The organism is Pseudomonas sp. GW821-FHT09D08 (genome assembly GCF_059416305.1).
The window spans coordinates 197,550-218,571 of the sequence record NZ_JBWKOX010000005.1 but is presented as its reverse complement, the minus strand read 5'-3'; the positions used below and the strand labels follow the sequence as shown (position 1 = coordinate 218,571).

Sequence of the window (21,022 nt, the reverse complement as noted above, 5' to 3'; positions counted from 1 at the left end):
CATGAACGATCACAACAACAGCATCGAATTGGAAACCGCCATGACCACCACCACCATGACCATGATCCAGGCCCTGCGCTCGGCCATGGATGTGATGCTTGAACGTGATGACAACGTGGTGGTGTTCGGCCAGGACGTCGGCTATTTCGGCGGCGTGTTCCGCTGCACCGAAGGCTTGCAGACCAAATACGGCAGCTCGCGGGTGTTCGACGCACCGATCTCCGAAAGCGGCATTATCGGCGTGGCCGTGGGCATGGGTGCCTACGGCCTGCGCCCGGTGGCCGAGATCCAGTTCGCCGACTACGTCTACCCCGCCACCGACCAGATCATCTCCGAAGCGGCGCGCCTGCGTTATCGCTCGGCCGGCCAGTTCACCGCGCCCTTGACCATGCGCATGCCCTGCGGCGGCGGCATCTACGGCGGCCAGACCCACAGCCAGAGCATCGAAGCGGTGTTCACCCAGGTCTGCGGCCTGCGTACGGTGATGCCGTCCAACCCCTATGACGCCAAGGGCCTGCTGATTGCCTCCATCGAAAACGATGACCCGGTGATCTTCCTCGAGCCCAAGCGCCTGTACAACGGCCCGTTCGACGGCCACCACGACCGCCCCGTAACGCCGTGGTCGAAACACCCGCAAGCCCAGGTGCCGGACGGTTACTACACGGTGCCGCTGGACGTGGCCGCCATCGTGCGCCCGGGCTCGGCCGTCACTGTGCTGACCTACGGCACCACGGTGTATGTGTCGCAGGTCGCCGCCGAAGAAACCGGCATCGACGCCGAAGTCATCGACCTGCGCAGCCTGTGGCCGCTGGACCTGGACACCATCGTCAAATCCGTGAAGAAGACCGGCCGTTGCGTGGTGGTGCACGAAGCCACCCGTACCTGCGGCTTTGGTGCCGAGTTGGTGGCGCTGGTGCAGGAGCATTGCTTCCACCACCTGGAAGCGCCGATCGAACGCGTCACCGGTTGGGACACCCCCTACCCGCACGCGCAGGAGTGGGCGTATTTCCCAGGCCCGTCCCGAGTGGGCGCGGCGTTGAAACGGGTCATGGAGGTCTGAATGGGCACGCACGTTATCAAGATGCCGGACATTGGCGAAGGCATCGCGGAAGTTGAACTGTCGGTCTGGCATGTGAAGGTCGGCGACATGGTCGTCGAAGACCAGGTGCTGGCGGATGTGATGACCGACAAGGCGATGGTGGACATTCCCTCGCCGGTCCATGGCAAGGTGATTGCCCTCGGCGGCGAGCCGGGTGAAGTCATGGCGGTAGGCAGTATCCTGATCAGCATTGAAGTGGAAGGTGCGGGTAACGCCAAAGACGTGCAGGTGGCGAAAGAAGCGCCCAAGGCTGCGCCCGTTGTCGAGGCCAAACCTGCACCGGTGGTTGAAAACAAGCCCGCGCCCGTCGTGACCGCACAGGCCCCCGTGGCCCGCGATGCCGACGAACGCCCCCTGGCCTCCCCCGCCGTGCGCAAGCATGCGCTGGATGCCGGGATTCAACTGCGTCTGGTACAGGGCTCCGGCCCGGCCGGGAGAATCCTGCACGAAGACCTCGAGGCCTACCTGCAACAAGGGGCTTCAAAGCCTTCGACGGCCGCCAACCCTTACGCCGAACGCAACGACGAAGAACAGATCCCCGTGATCGGCATGCGCCGCAAGATCGCCCAGCGCATGCAGGACGCCACCCGGCGTGCCGCGCATTTCAGCTATGTGGAAGAGATCGACGTCACCGCCCTCGACGAGCTGCGCGTGCACCTCAACGAGAAGCACGGCACCACGCGCGGCAAGCTGACGTTGCTGCCGTTTATCGTGCGCGCCATGGTCGTGGCGCTGCGGGATTTCCCGCAGATCAACGCGCGCTACGACGACGAAGCCCAGGTCATCACCCGCCTCGGCGCGGTGCATGTGGGCGTCGCCACCCAGAGCGACGTGGGCCTGATGGTGCCGGTGGTGCGTCACGCCGAAGCGCGCAGCCTGTGGGGCAACGCCGAGGAAATCGCGCGCTTGGCCACTGCTGCACGCAATGGCAAGGCCAGTCGCGATGAACTGTCCGGTTCGAGCATTACCCTGACCAGCCTGGGCGCCCTGGGCGGCATCGTCAGCACCCCGGTGCTGAACCTGCCGGAGGTGGCCATCGTCGGCGTCAACCGTATCGTCGAGCGGCCGATGGTGATCAAGGGCCAGATCGTGATCCGCAAGATGATGAACCTCTCCAGCTCCTTCGATCACCGCGTGGTCGATGGCATGGACGCGGCGCAATTCATCCAGGCCATTCGCGGCCTGCTCGAACAACCCGCCAGCCTGTTCCTGGAGTAAGGGCATGACCCAGACATTGCATACCACGCTGCTGATTATCGGCGGCGGCCCTGGCGGTTATGTGGCCGCCATTCGTGCCGGCCAGCTGGGCATCCCGACGATCCTGGTGGAAGGCCAGGCGTTGGGCGGCACCTGCCTGAATATCGGCTGCATTCCGTCCAAGGCCTTGATTCACGTGGCCGAGCAGTTCCAGCAAACCGTGCACCACAGCCAGGGTTCCCGGTTGGGAATCGAGGTGGACGTGCCGACCCTGGACATCCGCAAAAGCGTGGAATGGAAAGACGGCATTGTCGACCGCTTGACCACCGGTGTCGCCGCACTGCTTAAAAAGCACAAAGTGCAGGTGATCCACGGCTGGGCCAAGGTGGTGGACGGCAAGACCGTCGACGTCGGCGACCAGCGCATCCAGTGCGAACACCTGCTGCTGGCCACCGGTTCAACAAGCGTCAACCTGCCGATGCTGCCGATCGGCGGGCCGATCATCTCGTCCACCGAAGCCCTGGCGCCGACCCGCGTGCCCAAGCGCCTGATTGTGGTGGGCGGCGGCTACATCGGCCTGGAGCTGGGGATCGCCTATCGCAAGCTCGGTGCCGACGTGAGTGTGGTCGAAGCTCAGGATCGCATCCTGCCGGCCTACGACGCCGAGCTGACGCAACCGGTGAACGAATCCCTCAAGCAACTGGGCGTGAAGCTGTACCTCAAGCACAGCGTCACGGGTTTTGCCGATGGCAGCCTGCAAGTATGCGACCCGAATGGCGACATCCTGGCGCTGACAACCGATCAGGTGCTGGTTGCCGTTGGTCGCAAACCCAACACCCAGGGTTGGAACCTTGAGGCGCTGAACCTGGAGATGAACGGCGCGGCGATCAAGATCGACGGCCGCTGCCAGACCAGCATGCGCAACGTGTATGCCATCGGCGACCTGAGCGGCGAGCCGATGCTGGCGCACCGAGCGATGGCCCAGGGCGAAATGGTCGCCGAACTGATCAGCGGTCAATCCCGCGAATTCAACCCGGCGGCGATCCCGGCGGTGTGCTTCACCGACCCGGAACTGGTGGTGGTCGGCAAGACGCCCGATGAAGCCAAGGCCGCCGGCCTGGACTGCATCGTGTCGAGTTTCCCGTTTGCCGCCAACGGCCGTGCGATGACCCTGGAGTCGAAAACCGGCTTCGTACGGGTGGTGGCACGCCGCGACAATCACCTGATTGTCGGCTGGCAAGCGGTCGGCGCCGGCGTGTCCGAGCTGTCCACCGCCTTCGGCCTGAGCCTGGAAATGGGCGCACGCCTGGAAGACGTGGCCGGCACTATCCACGCCCATCCGACGCTCGGCGAGGCGGTGCAGGAAGCTGCGCTGCGGGCCCTGGGCCACGCCTTGCACCTATAGCGTTTGTGGCGAGGGCGCTACAGGGGATGCGAACGGGCCCGGGAATGAAGTATTGTTGCGCCCATTCAGAAAAAAACCGACTTGACCAAAGATAGAGGGTGTCATGGGTAACGAAAGCATCAATTGGGACAAGCTGGGTTTTGACTACATCAAGACCGACAAGCGGTTTCTCCAGGTCTGGAAAAACGGCGAATGGCAAACCGGCACCCTGACCGACGACAACGTGCTGCACATCAGCGAGGGCTCTACCGCCCTGCACTACGGCCAGCAGTGCTTCGAAGGCCTCAAGGCCTACCGCTGCAAGGACGGCTCGATCAACCTGTTCCGCCCGGACCAGAACGCCGCGCGCATGCAGCGCAGCTGCGCCCGCCTGCTGATGCCGCACGTCCCGACCGACGCGTTCATCGACGCGTGCAAGCAAGTGGTCAAGGCCAACGAGCGGTTCATTCCGCCGTACGGCAGCGGCGGCGCGCTGTACCTGCGCCCGTTCGTGATCGGCACCGGTGACAACATCGGCGTGCGTACCGCGCCGGAATTCATCTTCTCGGTGTTCTGCATCCCGGTCGGCGCCTACTTCAAGGGCGGCCTGGTGCCCCACAACTTCCAGATCTCCACCTTCGACCGCGCCGCGCCACAGGGCACCGGTGCCGCCAAGGTCGGTGGCAACTACGCCGCCAGCCTGATGCCGGGCTCGGAAGCGAAGAAATCCGGTTTCGCCGATGCGATCTACCTGGACCCGATGACCCACTCGAAAATCGAAGAAGTCGGCTCGGCCAACTTCTTCGGGATCACCCACGACAACCAGTTCATCACACCGAAGTCACCTTCGGTGCTGCCAGGCATCACCCGCCTGTCGCTGATCGAACTGGCCCAGACCCGCCTGGGCCTGGAAGTGGTCGAAGGCGAGGTATTCATCGACAAGCTGGATCAGTTCAAGGAAGCCGGTGCCTGCGGCACTGCGGCAGTGATCTCGCCGATCGGCGGTATCCAGTACAACGGCCAGTTGCATGTGTTCCACAGCGAGACCGAAGTCGGCCCGATCACCCAGAAGCTCTACAAAGAGCTGACCGGCGTGCAGACCGGCGACGTCGAAGCGCCAGCGGGTTGGATCGTTAAGGTCTAACAGGCTCAACGCATAACCCATGTGGGAGGTGGCTTGCTCCCTCCCACATTTGCTCTCCAGTGTATTCAAGAATCCTTCGGGATATTCTCGGCAATCTTCTTGCCCATGCTGATCCTCGGCTCCACCCCATACCCCAGCGCCTCATAGAACCCCACCACCGCCTCATTGCCACCGGTGATCTGCAGGTTGATCTTCATGCAGCCCAGGGCCGTCAGGGCCTGTTCCGCATGCCGCACCAGCGAGGAACCGAGGCCATGACGCCGATAGCCAGGGTGCACGGCCACCGAGTACAACCAGCCGCGATGACCGTCGTAGCCGGCAAGCACCGTCCCGATAACAGTCTTTTTGTCCGTCGCCACAAAAAACAGCCCGTCATTGACCGCCAGTTTCTTATCGATCGCCAGGGTCGGCAGGTTATGCGCCGTGTCATACCCAAACGCCTCCTGCCATAACGCCACCACGTGCCCACGGTGCTGGCGGTCACGGTACGGTCCGATGGGATGGCGCGACAACAGCGCCTTTTCCATCACCAACGTGCGCTCATTGCCGTGGTAGACGTCGCGTACCGTGTGAAAACCCAGCTTGGTGTAGAACGGCTCGGCGGTCAGCGAAGACGGCACACTCAGCGTCGTCACGCCCGCTTCCCGCGCGCGCAGTTCGATTTCAATCATCAGCAACCGGCCAACGCCCTGCCCTTGCAACGCCGGATTGACGAACACCGAGCGCACCACATTGGCATCCAGGGCCGCCGTGGCGACGATCACCCGGTCCTGGACCGCCACCAGCACCACACGGCGCTTGAGCAGGTCGAGCACCGCGTCCGGGGTGAAGTTGCTGGCCACCCGGGCAATCACATCCGCCGGATAGTCCCGCGCATTGCTGCTGTGCAAGGCCGCCAGGATGACCTGGCTGATCCCTTCGGCATCCTCGGATTGGGCAAGACGTACGACGGTAGACATGATTCCTCCTGGCTGACGGCGTTATTTCAGTCGCCACTGTACCAATGTGGGAGGGGGCTTGCTCCCGATGGCGGTGTGCCAGTTGATGGATTGAGTGACTGATATACCGCAATCGGGGGCAAGCCCCCTCTCACATTTTGACCGCACTCCAGCTCCAACAGCCGATTCGGCCGCCTCACCCCCCTTTTCAGCTTTCCCGGCTGGGCCGCCCCTTGGTTTCAGCCGGGATTCCCCTGCCACAGCGAACAAAATAGCCCCACTGCTCAACCCCATGGATTCGTGCACCCATGCAAACCACCAACACCGTCCTGATGATTCGCCCGGCGCGCTTTGCCTTCAACCCGGATACCGCGATCAACAACCGTTTCCAACGCCCGCCCCTCGACCCGCTCAGTGCACAGCAGAAAGCGCTGGAAGAGTTCGACGGCTATGTCGACACCCTGCGCCGGCACGGCGTGGAAGTGCTGGTGGTGCAAGACACTCCGGCGCCCCACACACCTGACTCGATCTTCCCCAACAACTGGTGGAGCAGCCACGCCGACGGCAGCCTGGTGCTGTACCCGATGGAAGGCCAGAACCGCCGACTGGAGCGCAACAAGGGCGTGCTGCAGGTGCTGGAGCAGCGCTTTGCGATCAAGGACACCATCGACCTCAGCCACCTCGAACAACAGAACATTTTCCTCGAAGGCACCGGCAGCATGGTCCTCGACCGCCAGCACCGCATCAGCTACGCCTGCCACTCCGGGCGCACCCACCACGACGCGCTGCGCCAGTTTGCCGAACGCCTCGACTACCAGCTCTGCGTCTTCCACGCCGTCGACCGCCACCACGCACCGATCTACCACAGCAACGTGATGATGAGCGTCGGCCGCGACCTTTCGGTGGTGTGCCTGCAAGCGTTGCCCGACGCCGACGAACGCCAGGCCCTGGAACGCTCGCTGCGCGACACCGGCAAAGACATCCTCGGCCTCGACTTCGACCAGCTCGAAGCCTTCGCCGGCAACATGCTCGAAGTCCACGACCGCGACGGCCAGCCGCTGCTGGTGATGTCTGCCAGTGCCTGGGGCGCGCTGCAACCGGCCCAGCGCCGGCATGTGGAGCGCCACACCCGGCCGGTGGTGGTGAACATCGACAACATCGAACGCATCGGCGGCGGCAGTGCCCGCTGCATGCTGGCAGAAGTGCACCTGCCCGCCCGTCCCTCATTTCAATAAGGAGTCTTGCCATGACCCGCTATATCGACGTCAACGACCTCAGCTATCTGGTTTCGCAAAAGGGCCTGCACACCTGCATCACTGAGATGGCCGAGTACATCCGCGCCGACTACCTGCGCTGGCAGGATTTTGAAAAATGCGCACGCCTGGCCAACCACTCGCCGGATGGCGTGATCGAGTTGATGCCGGTGTCCGACGCCTCGCTGTACGCCTTCAAGTACGTCAACGGCCACCCGAAGAACACCTTGGCCGGCATGCTCACCGTAATGGCCTTTGGTGCACTGGGCGACGTCGACACCGGCAAACCGGTGCTGCTGGCGGAAATGACCCTGACCACTGCCATTCGTACCGCCGCCACGTCGGCGCTGGTGGCCCGCTACCTGGCCCGCGCCAACAGCCGCAGCATGGCGTTGATCGGCAACGGCTCCCAGAGCGAATTCCAGGCCCTGGCCTTCCACGCCATGCTCGGCATCAACGAGATCCGCCTGTTCGACATCGACGCCAAGGCCACCGCCAAGCTGGCAGCCAACCTCAAGGCGTTCCCGGCAATCAAGGTGATCCTGGCCGGCAGCGTGGCCGAAGCGGTCAAGGGCGCGGACATCGTCACCACCGTCACCGCCGACAAGGCCTACGCGACCATCCTCACCGACGACATGATCGAGCCCGGCATGCACCTCAACGCCGTGGGCGGCGACTGCCCGGGCAAGACCGAGCTGGACCGCCGCATTGTCGAGCGCGCCCGTGTGATCGTCGAGTACGAACCGCAAAGCCGCATCGAAGGTGAAATCCAGCACATGCCGGAAGACTCGCCGGTGACCGAGTTGTGGCAGGTCATCAACGGCCAGGTCGCCGGCCGCGAGAATGAGCGCCAGGTCACCCTGTTCGACTCGGTAGGCTTTGCCATCGAAGACTACTCGGCCCTGCGCTATGTGCTGGACGTGGCCAAGGCCCTGGATGTCGGCAGCGAACTGGAATTGGTGCCGGACCTGGCCGACCCCAAGGACTTGTTCGCGCGCCTGGCCCAACAGCCTCGAGCACAGCATAAAAAGCGCGCCTGAGACCGCTCTGGCCTGCCCCTTTGCGCCATGGGCAGGTCGGATTTCCAGGGCTGAAAAGCCGATTCAGCGGGTGCAACAGCCGATTCCGCTGCATTGCGTGTTTTAACAGCGCAATTTGCGCTTTGAGCACCGGGTAAACGACACAAAAAACGCACCATCATGAAGCATTCTGAGCCCGACCAAAGAGTCACCGAATGCATGCACGCTGCACCCTTTCTACTGCCCTGACATCAATTACAAAATATAGGGACTGACACATGACTCCACTGCGATCACTCTTCGCTGCGTTGCTGTTGCCACTGTGCGCCAGCGCCGCCCACGCCCAGGATTGGAAAGAAATCCGCTTCGGCGTATTCCCAGAGTACCCCCCGTTTGAATCCGTGGCCGCCGACGGTAGCCTGCAAGGCTTCGATATCGAGTTGGGCAACGCCATCTGCGCCAAGCTCGAGGTCAAATGCACCTGGGTGCACAACGAATTCGACGGCATGATCCCGGCCCTGCGCGCGCGCAAGTTCGACGCGATCATGTCGTCCATGGCCGTAACCCCGGCGCGCGAGAAAGTCATCGACTTCACCGACCGCCTGTTCCTCAGCCCCACGTCGGTGATCACGCGCAAAAACGCCGACTTCGGCGACACCCCGGAATCGTTGAAAGGCAAACAGGTCGGCGTGCTGCAAGGTTCGTTGCAGGAAGCCTATGCCCGTGCGCACCTGGCCAAACTGGGCGCGCAGATCAAGGCGTACCAGTCCCAGGAGCAGAACTACGCCGACCTGCAGAACGGCCGTCTCGACGCTACCCTGACCGACAAGCTCGAAGCCCAGCTCAACTTCCTGTCCAAGCCTGAAGGCGCCGACTTCAAGACCGGCCCGGCCTTCAAGGACCCGACCCTGCCCCTGGACATCGCCATGGGCCTGCGCAAGAACGACCAGGACTTGCGTGCGCTGATCAACAAAGGCATCGCCGCCGTCCAGGCCGATGGCACCTACGCACAGATCCAGAAGAAATACTTCGGCGATCAAGACATCTACAACGAATAAGCCAACACAATCCCTTGTGGGAAGGGGCTTGCTCCCGATAGCGGTGGGTCAGTCAATACAGGTGTCGACTGGCACGCCCTCATCGGGAGCAAGCCCTCTCCCACAGGGGTATGTCTGCGCCCTTTAGAGATCTCCCCATGAACGAACTCCTCAACTTGCAAGGCTACGGCCCGATGCTCGCCCAGGGTGCCTGGATGACAGTCAAGCTGGCGCTCCTGGCGCTGGCCCTGAGCCTCGCCCTGGGCCTGATCGCCGCCGGCGCCAAACTGTCCAGCGCCCAATGGCTGCGGGTGCCGGCCACGCTGTACACCACGCTGATCCGCAGCGTGCCGGACCTGGTGCTGATCCTGCTGATTTTCTACAGCCTGCAACTGTGGCTCAACGACCTGAGCGACGTGTTCGGCTGGGACTACTTTGAAATCGACCCGTTTACCGCTGGGGTCATCACCCTGGGGTTTATCTACGGCGCGTATTTCACCGAGAACTTCCGTGGCGCGATCCTCAGTGTGCCGGTCGGGCAACTCGAAGCCGCCACCGCCTACGGCCTGAGCCGCTGGCAGCGTTTTCACCTGGTGCTGTTCCCGCAGTTGATGCGCTTTGCCCTGCCGGGCCTGGGCAATAACTGGCTGGTGCTGCTCAAGTCCACGGCGCTGGTGTCGATCATCGGCCTGTCGGACCTGGTCAAGGCTGCGCAGAACGCCGGCAAGACCACCAACGAGCCGTTGTACTTCCTGATCCTCGCAGGCCTGGTGTACCTGGTGATCACCACCCTCTCCAACCGCATCTTCAAGCGCCTCGAACGGCGCTATAACCTCGGCATCAAGGGGATGGCGCGATGATCGAACTGTTCCAGCAATACGGCCTGGCCTACCTGTTCAGCGATGGCACCGGGTTGTCCGGCGTTGCCATGACCTTGTGGCTGTTCATTATCTCGGTGGTGCTGGGGTTTTTCCTCTCGATCCCGCTGGCGCTGGCCCGCGTGTCGGAACACTTCTGGCTGCGCTGGCCGGTGGAGGTCTACACCTACCTGTTTCGCGGCACGCCGTTGTATATCCAACTGTTGATCTGCTACACCGGGCTGTACAGCCTGGAGGTGGTGCAGGACAACGCCCTGCTCAACCAGTTTTTCCGCAATGCCCTCAACTGCACCCTGCTGGCCTTTGTGCTCAACACCTGCGCCTACACCGTGGAAATCTTCGCCGGGGCGATCCGCAACATTCCCCATGGCGAACTCGAAGCGGCCCGCGCCTATGGCCTGCACGGCTGGCGCCTCAACCTGTTTGTGGTGGTGCCTGCCGCACTGCGCCGCGCGCTGCCGGCCTACAGCAATGAAATGATCCTGATGCTGCACGCCACGTCGCTGGCGTTTACCGCCACCGTCGCCGACATCCTCAAGGTGGCGCGCGATGCCAATGCCGAGACGTTCCTGACGTTCCAGGCCTTCGGCATCGCCGCCCTGCTCTACATGCTGCTGTCCTTTGCACTGGTGGGCCTGTTCCGACTGGCCGAACGTCGCTGGATGCGTTTTCTTGTTCCTACCCGAGGCTAACCCATGAATCAGTCCGCGCAGGCCCTAGCCACTTATCCTGTCGATGTACCCGTTACCCAGGCGGCAACTGCTGCCGTCAAGCTGCAGGTCGAAGGCATCCATAAACGCTACGGCGAACACGAAGTGCTCAAGGGCGTGTCCCTCAACGCCCGCAATGGCGACGTAATCAGCCTGATCGGCGCCAGCGGCTCGGGCAAAAGCACCATGCTGCGCTGCATCAACTTTCTCGAACAGCCGGACGCCGGCGTCATCACCCTGGACGGCATCAGCATCGAAATGCGCCAGGGCCGCGCCGGCGCCCGTGCGCCGCACCAGGAACAATTGCAGAACCTGCGCACGCGCCTGGCCATGGTGTTCCAGCACTTCAACCTGTGGAGCCACATGACCGTGCTGGAAAACATCACCATGGCCCCGCGCCGGGTGCTGGGGGTAAGTGCCGCCGAAGCCGAAAAACGCGCGCGCATGTACCTCGACAAGGTCGGCCTGCCGGGCCGCGTGGCCGATCAGTACCCGGCGTTCCTGTCCGGCGGCCAGCAACAGCGCGTGGCCATCGCGCGGGCCCTGGCGATGGAGCCGGAAATCATTCTGTTCGATGAACCCACCTCCGCCCTCGACCCCGAACTTGTAGGAGAAGTCCTCAAAGTCATACAGACGTTAGCTGAGGAAGGTCGTACCATGCTGATGGTCACCCACGAAATGGGCTTTGCCCGCCAGGTGTCCAGCCAAGTGCTGTTCCTGCATCAAGGCCGAGTCGAGGAACAAGGCGGCGCCGAGATCCTCGACCACCCCAACAGCGAGCGCTTGCAGCAATTTCTTTCCAACCGTTTGAAGTGAAACCCATGGATACCAAGGCCAACGGACCCCATACCTCCCCTGCGCTGGATCGCATCGATGAGGCGATCATCGAAGTGCTGCGCCACCAGGGGCGTATCACCTATGAAAAGCTCTCGTCATTGGTGCACCTCACCCCCAGGCCCTGCCTGGAGCGGGTGCGCAAGCTGGAGCGACGCGGGGTGATTCGCGGGTACGGCGCGATCATCGATGTGCAGATGGTCTCGCCCGGGCTGTCGCTGCTGGTGCTGGTGGCCTTGTCCAACCAGAGCGGGCGCTCGGCGCAAAAGGCTTTCGAAGCCTGTATGAAGGCGTGCCCCCAGGTGTTCGAATGCCAGTTGATCAGCGGGCCGTTCGACTACAGCCTGCGCATGCGCTGCCGGGATATGGAGCACTACCGGGTGGTATCGGAGATCTGGCTGAACAATGATGAGCTGCACATCGATAAGTTGGTGGCGCATCCGGAGTTGGCGGTGGTGAAAAATACCGCCATCGAACTGGCCTAGATCCTCAAACACTGGAAATCCAATGTGGGAGGGGTTTGCCCCTCCCAGATTTTTAACCGCGCCCGCTTGAAATACGCTTGCCGAGCTTGGTGCCAATCATCTTCGCCTGCCCATCCTTCTGCTTCCCCGTACGCGCCTCGCTGATCAACCCCGGGATCAACCTGCCCTCCGGCAGATTCCTCCAGAACCGACTCGGCAAGTGCCCTTCCATCACCTTGGGGTTCAACCGCGCCGGGTTGAAGATATGGCTGTAGTACGTCAGCCACATCGCACTGTGGGGATCCTCGACGTTCTGCGCCAGCTGCTGCCAGGCCTCAGGGCATTGGCGTTGATGAATCAGCTGTTCGCCATCGTAATAAACCCCATCCAACGGCGTGGCGATCATCCAGCGATGGCGCCCCATGCGCCCGACAAAATGCTGGCTGGCCGATTTGAGGATGTCATGGGCCGGCTCATGCCAGGCCACGTACTCCGGCAACTCGGGCCCTGCCCCTGCCGGCAAGGCGATAAAGCGCACAAACGCATGCAGGTGATGGGCCTCGCGACTCACCTGCTTGATGCGCCGCTGCAGCTCAGTGCCGAGTTTATCCCCCGCCAGCATCGCGGTGCGGTCGCCATGGCTGACGCGCCAGAGCACTTCGTACAACAGGCTCCAACGCTGGTCGCCGTGGTAACAGGCGGCTGACGCCAACAGCTCCAGCAGCGCCTTGGGAATTCGCGCCTGGAACGGACCCAAGCCTTCGGGGATCGGCTCATCGGTGGCAAACAGGTCCGCCGCCTGTACCTCGCCCCAACTGACCTGGCTGGGGTCGACCTGATGACTGAGCAGCCAGCGCGCCTGTTCGCGCCAGGTGCTGAAAAGGTTGTCGCATTCCAGGCTGATCATCCCCACAACCCCATCTGCTGCGGCTGCGGGCGGTCACGCAGTTGTTCGCGCAGCAGCACGCTGGTGCTGTCCGCCTGTTGCGGGTGGTAGTCACTGGTGATGAAAAACGGCTTGGCCTTGGCCAGTACACAGCGCATGCGTGCCAGGTCTTCAAAGCGGATCTTGCGTTCGCGGCGCAGGTCCACCAGGCGCTGGGTGGTGCGCAGGCCGATGCCCGGGATGCGGGCGATCAAGGTCGGCTCGGCACGATTCAGGTCCAGGGGGAATACCTCGCGGTGCTCCAGGGCCCAGGCCAGCTTGGGGTCGATATCCAGGGCCAGGTGGCCGGGGCCTTCGAACAATTCGTTGGCACTGAAGCCGTAGCTGCGCAGCAGGAAATCCGCCTGGTACAAGCGATGCTCGCGCATCAATGGCGGCGCGGCCAGGGGCACGCTTTTCGGGCTGTTGGGGATGGGGCTGAAGGCCGAGTAATACACGCGGCGCAGCTTGAAGTTGCCATACAGCGCCTCGGCACTGTGGAGGATGGTGCTGTCGTCGGTCTCGTCGGCGCCGACGATCATCTGGGTACTCTGCCCGGCCGGGGCGAAACGCGGTGCACGGGGTTCGTTGAAGACCGTCTGCTCGCCGGTGTAGATGGTCTGCATGGCCTGCTTGATCGAGACGATCTGCTTTTCCGGCGCCAGGGTTTGCAGGCTGGCATCGGTGGGCAGTTCGATATTCACGCTGAGGCGATCGGCGTAGCGCCCGGCCTCGGCAATCAGCGCCGGGTCGGCCTCGGGGATGGTCTTGAGGTGGATGTAACCGCGAAAGTCATGCTCTTCGCGCAGCAGTTTGGCCACCCGCACCAATTGCTCCATGGTGTAGTCGGCCGAACGAATGATGCCGGAACTGAGGAACAGCCCGCTGACGCAGTTGCGCTTGTAGAAATCCAGGGTCAGGGTGACCACCTCCTCCGGGCTGAAGCGTGCACGGGGCACGTCGCTGGAGCGGCGGTTGACGCAGTATTGGCAGTCGTAGAGACAGAAGTTGGTGAGCAACACCTTGAGCAAGGATACGCAGCGACCGTCCGGCGTGTAGCTGTGGCAGATGCCCATGCCATCGGTGGAGCCCAGCCCCGCCTTGCCTTCCGAGCTGCGCTTGGGCGCGCCGCTGCTGGCGCAGGAGGCGTCGTACTTGGCGGCATCGGCGAGGATGCTGAGTTTTTCGATCAACTGCATGGAGGCTTACCGATACTGGTTTTTTGTACAGTATCAGCCAGCCCCCCGTGTCACAAGTGCAGCCTGTCAGCTGGCGGTGGCCAGGAGCAGATCCTGTACCGAACGCCCCTTGCCACGGCTACGGTCATTTTCAAACAGCGACGCCGCGATCTCATCCGCGCGAATCGGCAGTACCGACAGCAACGTATCGCTCAAGCCATGGCTGGCCTGGCTGAAACCCTGGATGTAGATGCCGGCCTTGCAGCGCTCGTCGGTGACGATGCGGTAGTCGCGCGCCACTTCAAAATCACCCAGGTACTCCTCCAGCGGCGCCAGCAATGCGCGGTGGGTCTCGCGCTCGTAGCCGGTGGCGAGGATCACCGCGTCGTAATGGTTGACGCTGGTTTCGCCGCTGGCGTTGTTGCGCAGGGCCAGTTCGATGCCCAGGGGGCCGGGGGTGGCCTTCTCGACCACGGTCATGGTGCGGAAGGCCTGGCGGGCGATGCCGGAAACTTTCTGGCGGTAGAAAATCCCGTAGATGCGCTCGATCAGGTCGAGGTCGACCACCGAATAGTTGGTGTTCTGGTACTCGGCGACCAGGCGCTCGCGCTCGGCACCGACTTGCTGGAACACCAGGTCGGTGAAGGCCGGCGAGAACACTTCGTTGACGAATGGGCTGTCATCGGCGGGCTTGAGCGCCGAACCGCGCAGGATCATGTCGACCTGTACCGATGGGAAGCTGTCATTCAGGTCGATAAAGGCTTCGGCCGCACTCTGGCCACCGCCGATGATGGCGATGCGCATCGCCTTGCCGTCCACGCAAGGCTGGGCGGCCATGCGCTCCAGGTACTGGGAATGGTGGAACACCCGGCTGTCGCCCTTGAGGGCCTTGAAGGTTTCGGGAATGCGCGGTGTGCCGCCGGCGCTGACCACCACCGAACGGGTGGTGCGCACATGCTGCTCGCCCAGGGTATCGCGGGAGATCACGCGCAATGCCTCGACCTGTTGCTGGTGCAGGATCGGCTCGATGGCCAGTACTTCCTCGCCGTAGCGGGCCTGGGCCTGGAACTGCCCCGCGACCCAGCGCAGGTAATCGTTGAACTCCATGCGGCACGGGTAGAAGGTGCCCAGGTTGATGAAGTCCACCAGCCGGCCGTGGGTTTTCAGGTAATTGACGAAGGAGTACGGGCTGGTGGGGTTGCGCAGGGTCACCAGGTCCTTGAGGAACGAAATCTGCAATTCGCTCTGGGTCACCAGGGTATTGCCGTGCCAGCGGTAATCGGCCTGTTTGTCGAGAAACAGTACGTCCAGTTTGCCCTGGGCCTTTTCGCGCTCCTGCAGGGCGATGGCCAGCGCCAGGTTCGAAGGGCCAAAACCGATACCGATCAGGTCGTGAACCGCGGGCGAAGCAATTGCCTGTGTCATTCCAGTGTCCTCTGGATAAGCCCCTTGGCGGTGGGGCGGGAATACCTTCGAGACCTGCACAACAGGTCATGTGTTGATAGGAAACGAGGACAGTGAAAAAAAATTTAACCGATCGGTGATCAGTGCGCGTCCCACTCGCGCATCCGCACCCGGCAGTGCTTCATGGCGTTGACGATGTGTTTTTCCACCAGGGTACGGGAAATACCCAGGCGCTCGGCGATTTGCAGGTGGCTCAGGCCCTCGAGTTTGCGCAGCAGGAAGCTGTCGCGACAAGCCGCCGGCAGCTCGGCCAGGGCGCGCTCGAGCAAGGCCAGGCGTTGGCCGTAGTCATGAGTGGCATGGGGCGAACACGCGGCAAAGCGCTCCTCGCTGTCGAGTACCTCCAGGGGTTCGACCTGGCGCAGGGCGTTGCGCCGGTGGCCGTCGATCACCAGGTTCAGCGCGGTGCGATACAAAAAGGCACGCGGCTGTTCGATGGGCGTCTCGCTGGAACGTTCCAGCACCCGGACATAAGCGTCATGCACCACATCCTCGGCCACCTGACGGTTGCCCAGCTTGGCGTTGAGGAAACACACCAGCTCGCGATAGTAGTTTTCCAACATGACTCCCGGCCGCCGGGTGGCGGCATTAGGTCCTGTAGGAGCGAGCTTGCTCGCGAAGTACGTCAACGATAACGCGGGAAACCAGAGTGAACGCGGCGTCCTTGACCTCTTCGCGAGCAAGCTCGCTCCTACACAAATACAGGCCATTCAGTAATGGCAGTTTGGGTAGGTGCAATTTATAGTAATTCTCATCTACTTTTAAACAAGACTTGCACCTACAGGCCGTTTTTTTTCTCCACAAGACCTGTAACCACTTATGTAACAGCCTAAATCCTCGGGCAATTCTCTCGTTTAACTGTCAGCTCTGCGCAACTGCGCTCCGAACTTTCCCGGCTGGAACCTAAGCATGAAACGCCCTCGACCTGCCCGACGCGCCTTGCTCGCTATCGCGTGCCTGATTCCCATAATCGCCGTCGCCGCCTGGCAGGTGTTGCCGCCGGGGCGGGACAACCTGACCACCGTCACCGTCACCCGCGGCACTATCGAAAACAGCGTCACGGCCCTGGGCACCCTGCAACCGCGCCGGTATGTCGACGTGGGCGCCCAGGCATCCGGGCAGATTCGCAAGATCCACGTTGAAGCGGGCGACCAGGTGCAGGAGGGCCAATTGCTGGTGGAGATCGACCCCTCGACGCAAAAAGCCAAGCTCGATGCCAGCCGCTACGCCATCGAAAACCTCAAGGCCCAGTTGCAGGAGCAAAAGGCCCAGCACGCCCTCGCCCGCCAGAAGTACCAGCGCCAGCAGCGCCTGGCCGCCGGCAACGCCACCCGCGAGGAAGACGTGCAAACCGCCAAGGCCGAACTGAGCGCCACCCAGGCCCGGATGGACATGTTCCAGGCGCAGATTCTCCAGGCCCAGGCCAGCCTGCGCAGCGATGAAGCGGAGCTGGGCTATACGCGCATCTACGCACCGATGACCGGCACCGTGGTCGCGGTGGACGCGCGCGTCGGCCAGACCCTCAATGCCCAGCAGCAGACGCCGCTGATCCTGCGGATCGCCAAGTTGTCGCCGATGACCGTGTGGGCGGAAGTCTCGGAAGCCGACATCGGCCACGTCAAACCGGGCATGACCGCCTACTTCACCACCCTCAGCGGCGGCAGCCGGCGCTGGACCAGTACCGTGCGGCAGATCCTGCCGATCCCGCCCAAGCCGCTGAATGAAACCCAGGGCAGCGGCAGCCCCAACAGTTCCAGCAAGAGCGGCAGCGGGCGCGTGGTGCTGTACACCGTGCTGCTGGATGTGGACAACAGCGACAACGCGTTGATGGCCGAAATGACCGCCCAGGTATTTTTCGTCGCCAGCCAGGTCAAGGATGTCCTCACCGCACCGGTGGCCGCACTGCTGGGCACCTCAAGTACCGACAAGCAGATCGCCCGCGTGGTCGCCACCAACGGCCGCATTGAAGAACGTGAAGTCCGCCTGGGTATCAGCGATCGCCTGCGGGTCGAAGTGCTCGACGGCCTGCACGAAGGCGATCACCTGCTGATCGGCCCGGCCGACGGCAACGGGGGTTGAGGTGACCACGCCCCTGATCGAACTCAAGAACATCCGCAAATCCTACGGCGGTGGCGACAGCCCGCAGGTCGACGTGTTGCGCGGCATCGACCTGTCGATCCATGCCGGTGAATTCGTCGCCATCGTCGGGGCTTCCGGTTCCGGCAAGTCCACGCTGATGAATATCCTCGGTTGCCTCGACCGCCCAAGCCTGGGCGAGTACCTGTTCGCGGGGGAAAACGTCGCCCACCTGGACAGCGACGAATTGGCCTGGCTGCGCCGCGAGGCCTTTGGCTTCGTGTTCCAGGGCTACCATTTGATCCCCTCGGGCTCGGCCCAGGAGAACGTCGAGATGCCGGCGATCTACGCCGGCATCAGCGCCGCCGAACGCCATGCCCGCGCCCACGCCCTGCTTGCGCGCCTGGGCCTGGCCGAGCGCACCGGCAACCGTCCGCACCAGCTGTCCGGCGGCCAGCAACAGCGTGTCTCGATCGCTCGGGCGCTGATGAACGGCGGCCACATCATCCTTGCCGATGAACCCACCGGCGCCCTCGACAGCCACAGCGGCGCCGAGGTGATGGCCTTGCTGGACGAACTGGCCAGCCAGGGCCATGTGGTGATCCTGATCACCCACGACCGCGAAGTGGCGGCGCGGGCCAATCGCATCATCGAGATTCGCGATGGCCTGATCATCAGCGACTCGGCCGATGACGGCGCCGCTCCCCTACCGGCCAACAGCGGCGCGTTGCAAGCCGTGGACCTGCGCCAGCGCCTGGCCGACGGCGCCGAACACAATGGCGCCTGGAAAGCCGAATTGCTGGACGCGGTCCAGGCCGCCTGGCGGGTGATGTGGATCAACCGTTTTCGCACCGCGCTGACCCTGCTGGGGATCATCATCGGCGTGGCCTCGGTGGTGGTGATGCTGGCCGTGGGCGAAGGCAGCAAACGCCAGGTCATGGCGCAGATGGGCGCGTTCGGCTCCAACATCCTCTACCTCAGCGGCTCATCGCCCAACCCGCGCACGCCGCTGGGTATCGTCACCCTCAACGACGTCGCGGCGCTGGCGGCGCTGCCCCAGATCAAGCGCATCATGCCGGTCAACGGCACCGAAGCCGGCGTGCGCTATGGCAACGTCGACTACATGGCCTATGTGGGCGGCAATGACACCAATTTCCCGGATATTTTCAATTGGCCGGTGGTCGAGGGCAGTTACTTCACGGCGGCCGACGAGCGTGCGGCCGCCACCGTGGCCGTGATCGGCCATCGCGTGCGGGAAAAGCTGTTCAAGGGTGAGGTCGACCCGATCGGCCAGTACATCCTGATCGAAAACGTACCGTTCCAGGTGATCGGCGTGCTGGCGGAGAAAGGCGCCAGCTCCGGCAACAAAGACAGTGATGACCGTATCGCCATCCCCTACACCGCCGCCAGCGTGCGCCTGTTCGGCAGCTACAACCCCGAATACGTGGTGATTGCCGCCGCCGATGCGCGCAAGGTCCACGAGGCCGAAGTGGCCATCGACCAGTTGATGCAAAAGCTGCACAACGGCAAGCGCGACTACGAGCTGACCAACAACGCGGCGATGATCCAGGCCGAGGCGCGCACCCAGAACACCCTGTCGCTGATGCTCGGCTCGATTGCCGCGATTTCCCTGCTGGTGGGCGGCATTGGCGTGATGAACATCATGCTGATGACCGTGCGCGAACGCACCCGCGAGATCGGCATTCGCATGGCCACCGGCGCGCGCCAGCGCGACATCCTGCGCCAGTTCCTGACCGAAGCGGTGATGCTGTCGGTGGTCGGTGGCCTGTGCGGCATTGCCCTGGCCCTGCTGGTGGGGGGCGTGCTGGTGCTGGTCAAGGTGGCGGTGCAGTTTTCCCTGGTGGCGGTGCTTGGCGCATTCGGTTGCGCACTGGTCACCGGCGTCGTATTCGGCTTCATGCCGGCCCGTAAAGCTGCCCGGCTCGATCCGGTTAAGGCGTTGACCAGTGAATAAACGATCCATTCCCCCGTACCTGCCCGCACTTGGCCTGTGCCTGCTGCTCACGGCCTGCGCCGGTGACCCGCCCAGCGTGGACAGCGCTATTGCGCCGCCAGCCGCCTGGCAGTTCGCCGAACGCGACGCCGCCCAGGCCACCAACCAGCGCTGGTGGACGCAGTTCGGCAGCCCCCAGTTGGACCGCCTGGTCAACCAGGCCCGGCGTGACAGCTTCGACGTGGCCGCCGCCATGGCCCGCGTGCGCCAGGCCCAGGCCACAGCGGTGATTGCCGGGGCGCCACTGCTGCCCGAGGTGAAATTCAACCTTGCCGCCAGCCACCAGAAGTTGTTGCACGGCACGGGCGGGCCGGACCTTGACGCCTCACAAAGCGATGACGCCGTGAACAATTTCGGCGCCAACCTCACCGCCAGCTACGAAGTGGATTTCTGGGGTGGCCGCGCCGCCGCCCGTGACAGTGCCTTGCACAGCCTGCGCGCCAGCGAGTTCGACCAGGCGACCGTGGAGCTGACCTTGCTCAGCAGCGTCGCCGACCGTTATGCGCAAACCCTCGCGGCCCGCCAACGCCAGCAGATCGCCGAGTTGAACCTGGCCAATGCGCGTAACGTCCTCGACTTGGTGCAGACCCGTTACGACGCAGGCTCCGCCACGGCCCTGGAACTGGCCCAGCAGAACAGCCTGGTGGCCAGCCAGCAACGCCAGCTGCCGTTGATTCAACAACTGGCCGAAGAATCCCAGATCACCCTGGCCGCCCTCCTCGGCCAGCCGGTCCAGGCCCTGGACCTGGGCGCCGAACCCTTCCAGGACCTGACCTGGCCAACCATCGGCGCCGGCCTGCCCAGCCAGTTGCTCAGCCGCCGGCCGGACATTGCCAAGGCCGAGGCCGAACTGGCAGCCGCCCAGGCGGACGTCACCGTGGCCCGCGCCGCCATGCTGCCGGCCCTGACCCTCGGCGCCACGCTCGGCTCCGATGCCTACAAGGCCGTGGACGTCCTGCGCAGCCCCTACTACACGCTGACGGCCGGCCTGGTCGGGCCGATCTTCAACAACGGCCGTTTAAGCGCCGAGCGCGACAAGGCCCGCGCCCGCCAGGATGAGCTGTTACAAACCTACCGCGGCGCGATCATCAACGGCTTTGCCGATGTGGAAAAAGCCCTCAGCAGCATCACGCGCCTGGACCAGCAACGCCACTGGCAAACCCAAGAACTGCAACAGGCCCAAACCGCCTTCCGGATCGCCGAAAGCCGCTACCAGGCGGGTGCCGAAGACTTGCTGACGGTACTGGAAACCCAGCGCACCCTGTATGCCGCCCAGGACTTGAACGTGCAATTGCGACTGTCACGCCTGCAGGCCAGCATCGCCTTGTACAAAGCATTGGGTGGCGGCTGGAAGACTGATATCTGATAAACAAAACTCTGATTTCGTACGCAATCCGTTTTCTCAACC

19 protein-coding genes are annotated in these 21,022 nt (G+C 63.3%); 14 read left to right on the top strand and 5 right to left on the bottom strand.

Annotated elements, in window-relative coordinates; genetic code table 11:
- The first annotated feature begins 1 nt into the window (after nucleotide 1).
- From AC07OP_RS12440 to AC07OP_RS12425, 4 genes are all read left to right on the top strand, one after another.
- Entirely contained in the window at nucleotides 2-1,060 is a 1,059-nt protein-coding gene (locus AC07OP_RS12440) for an alpha-ketoacid dehydrogenase subunit beta (RefSeq protein WP_065884833.1), read from the top strand.
- The gene (locus AC07OP_RS12435) at nucleotides 1,061-2,317 is read left to right on the top strand and encodes a dihydrolipoamide acetyltransferase family protein (RefSeq protein ID WP_495101757.1); all 1,257 of its coding nucleotides are present in this window, start codon (nucleotides 1,061-1,063) and stop codon (nucleotides 2,315-2,317) included.
- Between the two features lie 4 nt (nucleotides 2,318-2,321).
- Nucleotides 2,322-3,701, top strand: coding sequence for a dihydrolipoyl dehydrogenase (gene lpdA / locus AC07OP_RS12430; protein ID WP_495101758.1), 1,380 nt, complete (start codon nucleotides 2,322-2,324; stop codon nucleotides 3,699-3,701).
- Nucleotides 3,702-3,804: 103 nt separating this feature from the next.
- The gene (locus AC07OP_RS12425; protein ID WP_065940198.1) at nucleotides 3,805-4,824 is read left to right on the top strand and encodes a branched-chain amino acid aminotransferase; all 1,020 of its coding nucleotides are present in this window, start codon (nucleotides 3,805-3,807) and stop codon (nucleotides 4,822-4,824) included.
- A 65-nt stretch (nucleotides 4,825-4,889) separates the two neighbouring features.
- Here AC07OP_RS12425 and AC07OP_RS12420 read toward each other — a convergent pair whose 3' ends face one another.
- On the bottom strand, nucleotides 4,890-5,783 hold the full coding sequence (locus tag AC07OP_RS12420) for a GNAT family acetyltransferase (RefSeq protein ID WP_495101759.1): 894 nt from the start codon (nucleotides 5,781-5,783) through the stop codon (nucleotides 4,890-4,892).
- A gap of 287 nt (nucleotides 5,784-6,070) precedes the next feature.
- On the opposite strand from AC07OP_RS12420, the gene ctlX reads away from it, so the two are divergent.
- The 7 genes from ctlX to AC07OP_RS12385 all read left to right on the top strand — a co-directional run bounded on the left by ctlX (nucleotide 6,071) and on the right by AC07OP_RS12385 (nucleotide 11,978).
- Entirely contained in the window at nucleotides 6,071-6,997 is a 927-nt protein-coding gene (ctlX, locus tag AC07OP_RS12415; RefSeq protein ID WP_027606183.1) for a citrulline utilization hydrolase CtlX, read from the top strand.
- A gap of 11 nt (nucleotides 6,998-7,008) precedes the next feature.
- Nucleotides 7,009-8,055, top strand: a complete 1,047-nt coding sequence (ocd, locus tag AC07OP_RS12410) for an ornithine cyclodeaminase (protein ID WP_495101760.1) — start codon at nucleotides 7,009-7,011, stop codon at nucleotides 8,053-8,055.
- Between the two features lie 257 nt (nucleotides 8,056-8,312).
- The gene (locus tag AC07OP_RS12405) at nucleotides 8,313-9,092 is read left to right on the top strand and encodes an ABC transporter substrate-binding protein (RefSeq protein ID WP_281112570.1); all 780 of its coding nucleotides are present in this window, start codon (nucleotides 8,313-8,315) and stop codon (nucleotides 9,090-9,092) included.
- A 137-nt stretch (nucleotides 9,093-9,229) separates the two neighbouring features.
- Nucleotides 9,230-9,931, top strand: coding sequence for an ABC transporter permease (locus AC07OP_RS12400; RefSeq protein WP_495101761.1), 702 nt, complete (start codon nucleotides 9,230-9,232; stop codon nucleotides 9,929-9,931).
- The gene (locus AC07OP_RS12395; RefSeq protein ID WP_065923793.1) at nucleotides 9,928-10,641 is read left to right on the top strand and encodes an ABC transporter permease; all 714 of its coding nucleotides are present in this window, start codon (nucleotides 9,928-9,930) and stop codon (nucleotides 10,639-10,641) included. The genes AC07OP_RS12400 and AC07OP_RS12395 overlap by 4 nt, the downstream gene beginning before the upstream one ends.
- A 3-nt stretch (nucleotides 10,642-10,644) precedes the next feature.
- On the top strand, nucleotides 10,645-11,475 hold the full coding sequence (locus AC07OP_RS12390; RefSeq protein ID WP_065940203.1) for an ABC transporter ATP-binding protein: 831 nt from the start codon (nucleotides 10,645-10,647) through the stop codon (nucleotides 11,473-11,475).
- A 5-nt stretch (nucleotides 11,476-11,480) separates the two neighbouring features.
- Nucleotides 11,481-11,978, top strand: coding sequence for an Lrp/AsnC family transcriptional regulator (locus AC07OP_RS12385; protein ID WP_053138651.1), 498 nt, complete (start codon nucleotides 11,481-11,483; stop codon nucleotides 11,976-11,978).
- A 52-nt stretch (nucleotides 11,979-12,030) separates the two neighbouring features.
- Here AC07OP_RS12385 and AC07OP_RS12380 read toward each other — a convergent pair whose 3' ends face one another.
- From AC07OP_RS12380 to AC07OP_RS12365, 4 genes are all read right to left on the bottom strand, one after another.
- On the bottom strand, nucleotides 12,031-12,864 hold the full coding sequence (locus AC07OP_RS12380; protein WP_495101762.1) for a TIGR03915 family putative DNA repair protein: 834 nt from the start codon (nucleotides 12,862-12,864) through the stop codon (nucleotides 12,031-12,033).
- Nucleotides 12,861-14,081 (bottom strand): putative DNA modification/repair radical SAM protein, encoded by a 1,221-nt coding sequence (locus tag AC07OP_RS12375; RefSeq protein WP_065940205.1) that lies wholly within the window; start codon nucleotides 14,079-14,081, stop codon nucleotides 12,861-12,863. The genes AC07OP_RS12380 and AC07OP_RS12375 overlap by 4 nt, the downstream gene beginning before the upstream one ends.
- Nucleotides 14,082-14,147: 66 nt before the next feature.
- The gene (locus AC07OP_RS12370; RefSeq protein WP_065940206.1) at nucleotides 14,148-15,485 is read right to left on the bottom strand and encodes a lysine N(6)-hydroxylase/L-ornithine N(5)-oxygenase family protein; all 1,338 of its coding nucleotides are present in this window, start codon (nucleotides 15,483-15,485) and stop codon (nucleotides 14,148-14,150) included.
- Nucleotides 15,486-15,604: 119 nt separating this feature from the next.
- Nucleotides 15,605-16,087: a sigma-70 family RNA polymerase sigma factor gene (locus tag AC07OP_RS12365; protein WP_065923789.1), complete on the bottom strand. Its 483-nt coding sequence runs from the start codon at nucleotides 16,085-16,087 to the stop codon at nucleotides 15,605-15,607.
- Between the two features lie 346 nt (nucleotides 16,088-16,433).
- Here AC07OP_RS12365 and AC07OP_RS12360 point away from each other — a divergent pair, with 346 nt between their 5' ends.
- Genes AC07OP_RS12360 through AC07OP_RS12350 form a run of 3 tightly spaced genes read left to right on the top strand, consistent with a single transcriptional unit; the run spans nucleotide 16,434 to nucleotide 20,980 of the window.
- Nucleotides 16,434-17,603, top strand: a complete 1,170-nt coding sequence (locus tag AC07OP_RS12360) for an efflux RND transporter periplasmic adaptor subunit (protein ID WP_495101763.1) — start codon at nucleotides 16,434-16,436, stop codon at nucleotides 17,601-17,603.
- Between the two features lies 1 nt (nucleotide 17,604).
- A complete protein-coding gene (locus tag AC07OP_RS12355) occupies nucleotides 17,605-19,575 on the top strand; it encodes a MacB family efflux pump subunit (RefSeq protein WP_495101764.1) in 1,971 nt (656 codons plus the stop codon).
- Nucleotides 19,568-20,980: an efflux transporter outer membrane subunit gene (locus AC07OP_RS12350; RefSeq protein ID WP_495101765.1), complete on the top strand. Its 1,413-nt coding sequence runs from the start codon at nucleotides 19,568-19,570 to the stop codon at nucleotides 20,978-20,980. Before AC07OP_RS12355 ends, AC07OP_RS12350 begins: the two co-directional genes overlap by 8 nt.
- Nucleotides 20,981-21,022 lie beyond the last annotated feature (42 nt).

What these genes read in the sequence shown, in the direction of transcription:
- AC07OP_RS12420 (WP_495101759.1), bottom strand. Translation starts at nt 5,783, where the DNA reads ATGTCTACCGTCGTACGTCTTGCCCAATCCGAGGATGCCGAAGGGATC.
- AC07OP_RS12400 (WP_495101761.1), top strand. Translation starts at nt 9,230, where the DNA reads ATGAACGAACTCCTCAACTTGCAAGGCTACGGCCCGATGCTCGCCCAG.
- AC07OP_RS12375 (WP_065940205.1), bottom strand. Translation starts at nt 14,081, where the DNA reads ATGCAGTTGATCGAAAAACTCAGCATCCTCGCCGATGCCGCCAAGTAC.
- AC07OP_RS12425 (WP_065940198.1), top strand. Translation starts at nt 3,805, where the DNA reads ATGGGTAACGAAAGCATCAATTGGGACAAGCTGGGTTTTGACTACATC.
- ocd (WP_495101760.1), top strand. Translation starts at nt 7,009, where the DNA reads ATGACCCGCTATATCGACGTCAACGACCTCAGCTATCTGGTTTCGCAA.
- AC07OP_RS12380 (WP_495101762.1), bottom strand. Translation starts at nt 12,864, where the DNA reads ATGATCAGCCTGGAATGCGACAACCTTTTCAGCACCTGGCGCGAACAG.
- lpdA (WP_495101758.1), top strand. Translation starts at nt 2,322, where the DNA reads ATGACCCAGACATTGCATACCACGCTGCTGATTATCGGCGGCGGCCCT.
- AC07OP_RS12390 (WP_065940203.1), top strand. Translation starts at nt 10,645, where the DNA reads ATGAATCAGTCCGCGCAGGCCCTAGCCACTTATCCTGTCGATGTACCC.
- AC07OP_RS12365 (WP_065923789.1), bottom strand. Translation starts at nt 16,087, where the DNA reads ATGTTGGAAAACTACTATCGCGAGCTGGTGTGTTTCCTCAACGCCAAG.
- AC07OP_RS12405 (WP_281112570.1), top strand. Translation starts at nt 8,313, where the DNA reads ATGACTCCACTGCGATCACTCTTCGCTGCGTTGCTGTTGCCACTGTGC.
- AC07OP_RS12440 (WP_065884833.1), top strand. Translation starts at nt 2, where the DNA reads ATGAACGATCACAACAACAGCATCGAATTGGAAACCGCCATGACCACC.
- AC07OP_RS12395 (WP_065923793.1), top strand. Translation starts at nt 9,928, where the DNA reads ATGATCGAACTGTTCCAGCAATACGGCCTGGCCTACCTGTTCAGCGAT.
- AC07OP_RS12360 (WP_495101763.1), top strand. Translation starts at nt 16,434, where the DNA reads ATGAAACGCCCTCGACCTGCCCGACGCGCCTTGCTCGCTATCGCGTGC.
- AC07OP_RS12370 (WP_065940206.1), bottom strand. Translation starts at nt 15,485, where the DNA reads ATGACACAGGCAATTGCTTCGCCCGCGGTTCACGACCTGATCGGTATC.
- AC07OP_RS12435 (WP_495101757.1), top strand. Translation starts at nt 1,061, where the DNA reads ATGGGCACGCACGTTATCAAGATGCCGGACATTGGCGAAGGCATCGCG.
- AC07OP_RS12385 (WP_053138651.1), top strand. Translation starts at nt 11,481, where the DNA reads ATGGATACCAAGGCCAACGGACCCCATACCTCCCCTGCGCTGGATCGC.
- ctlX (WP_027606183.1), top strand. Translation starts at nt 6,071, where the DNA reads ATGCAAACCACCAACACCGTCCTGATGATTCGCCCGGCGCGCTTTGCC.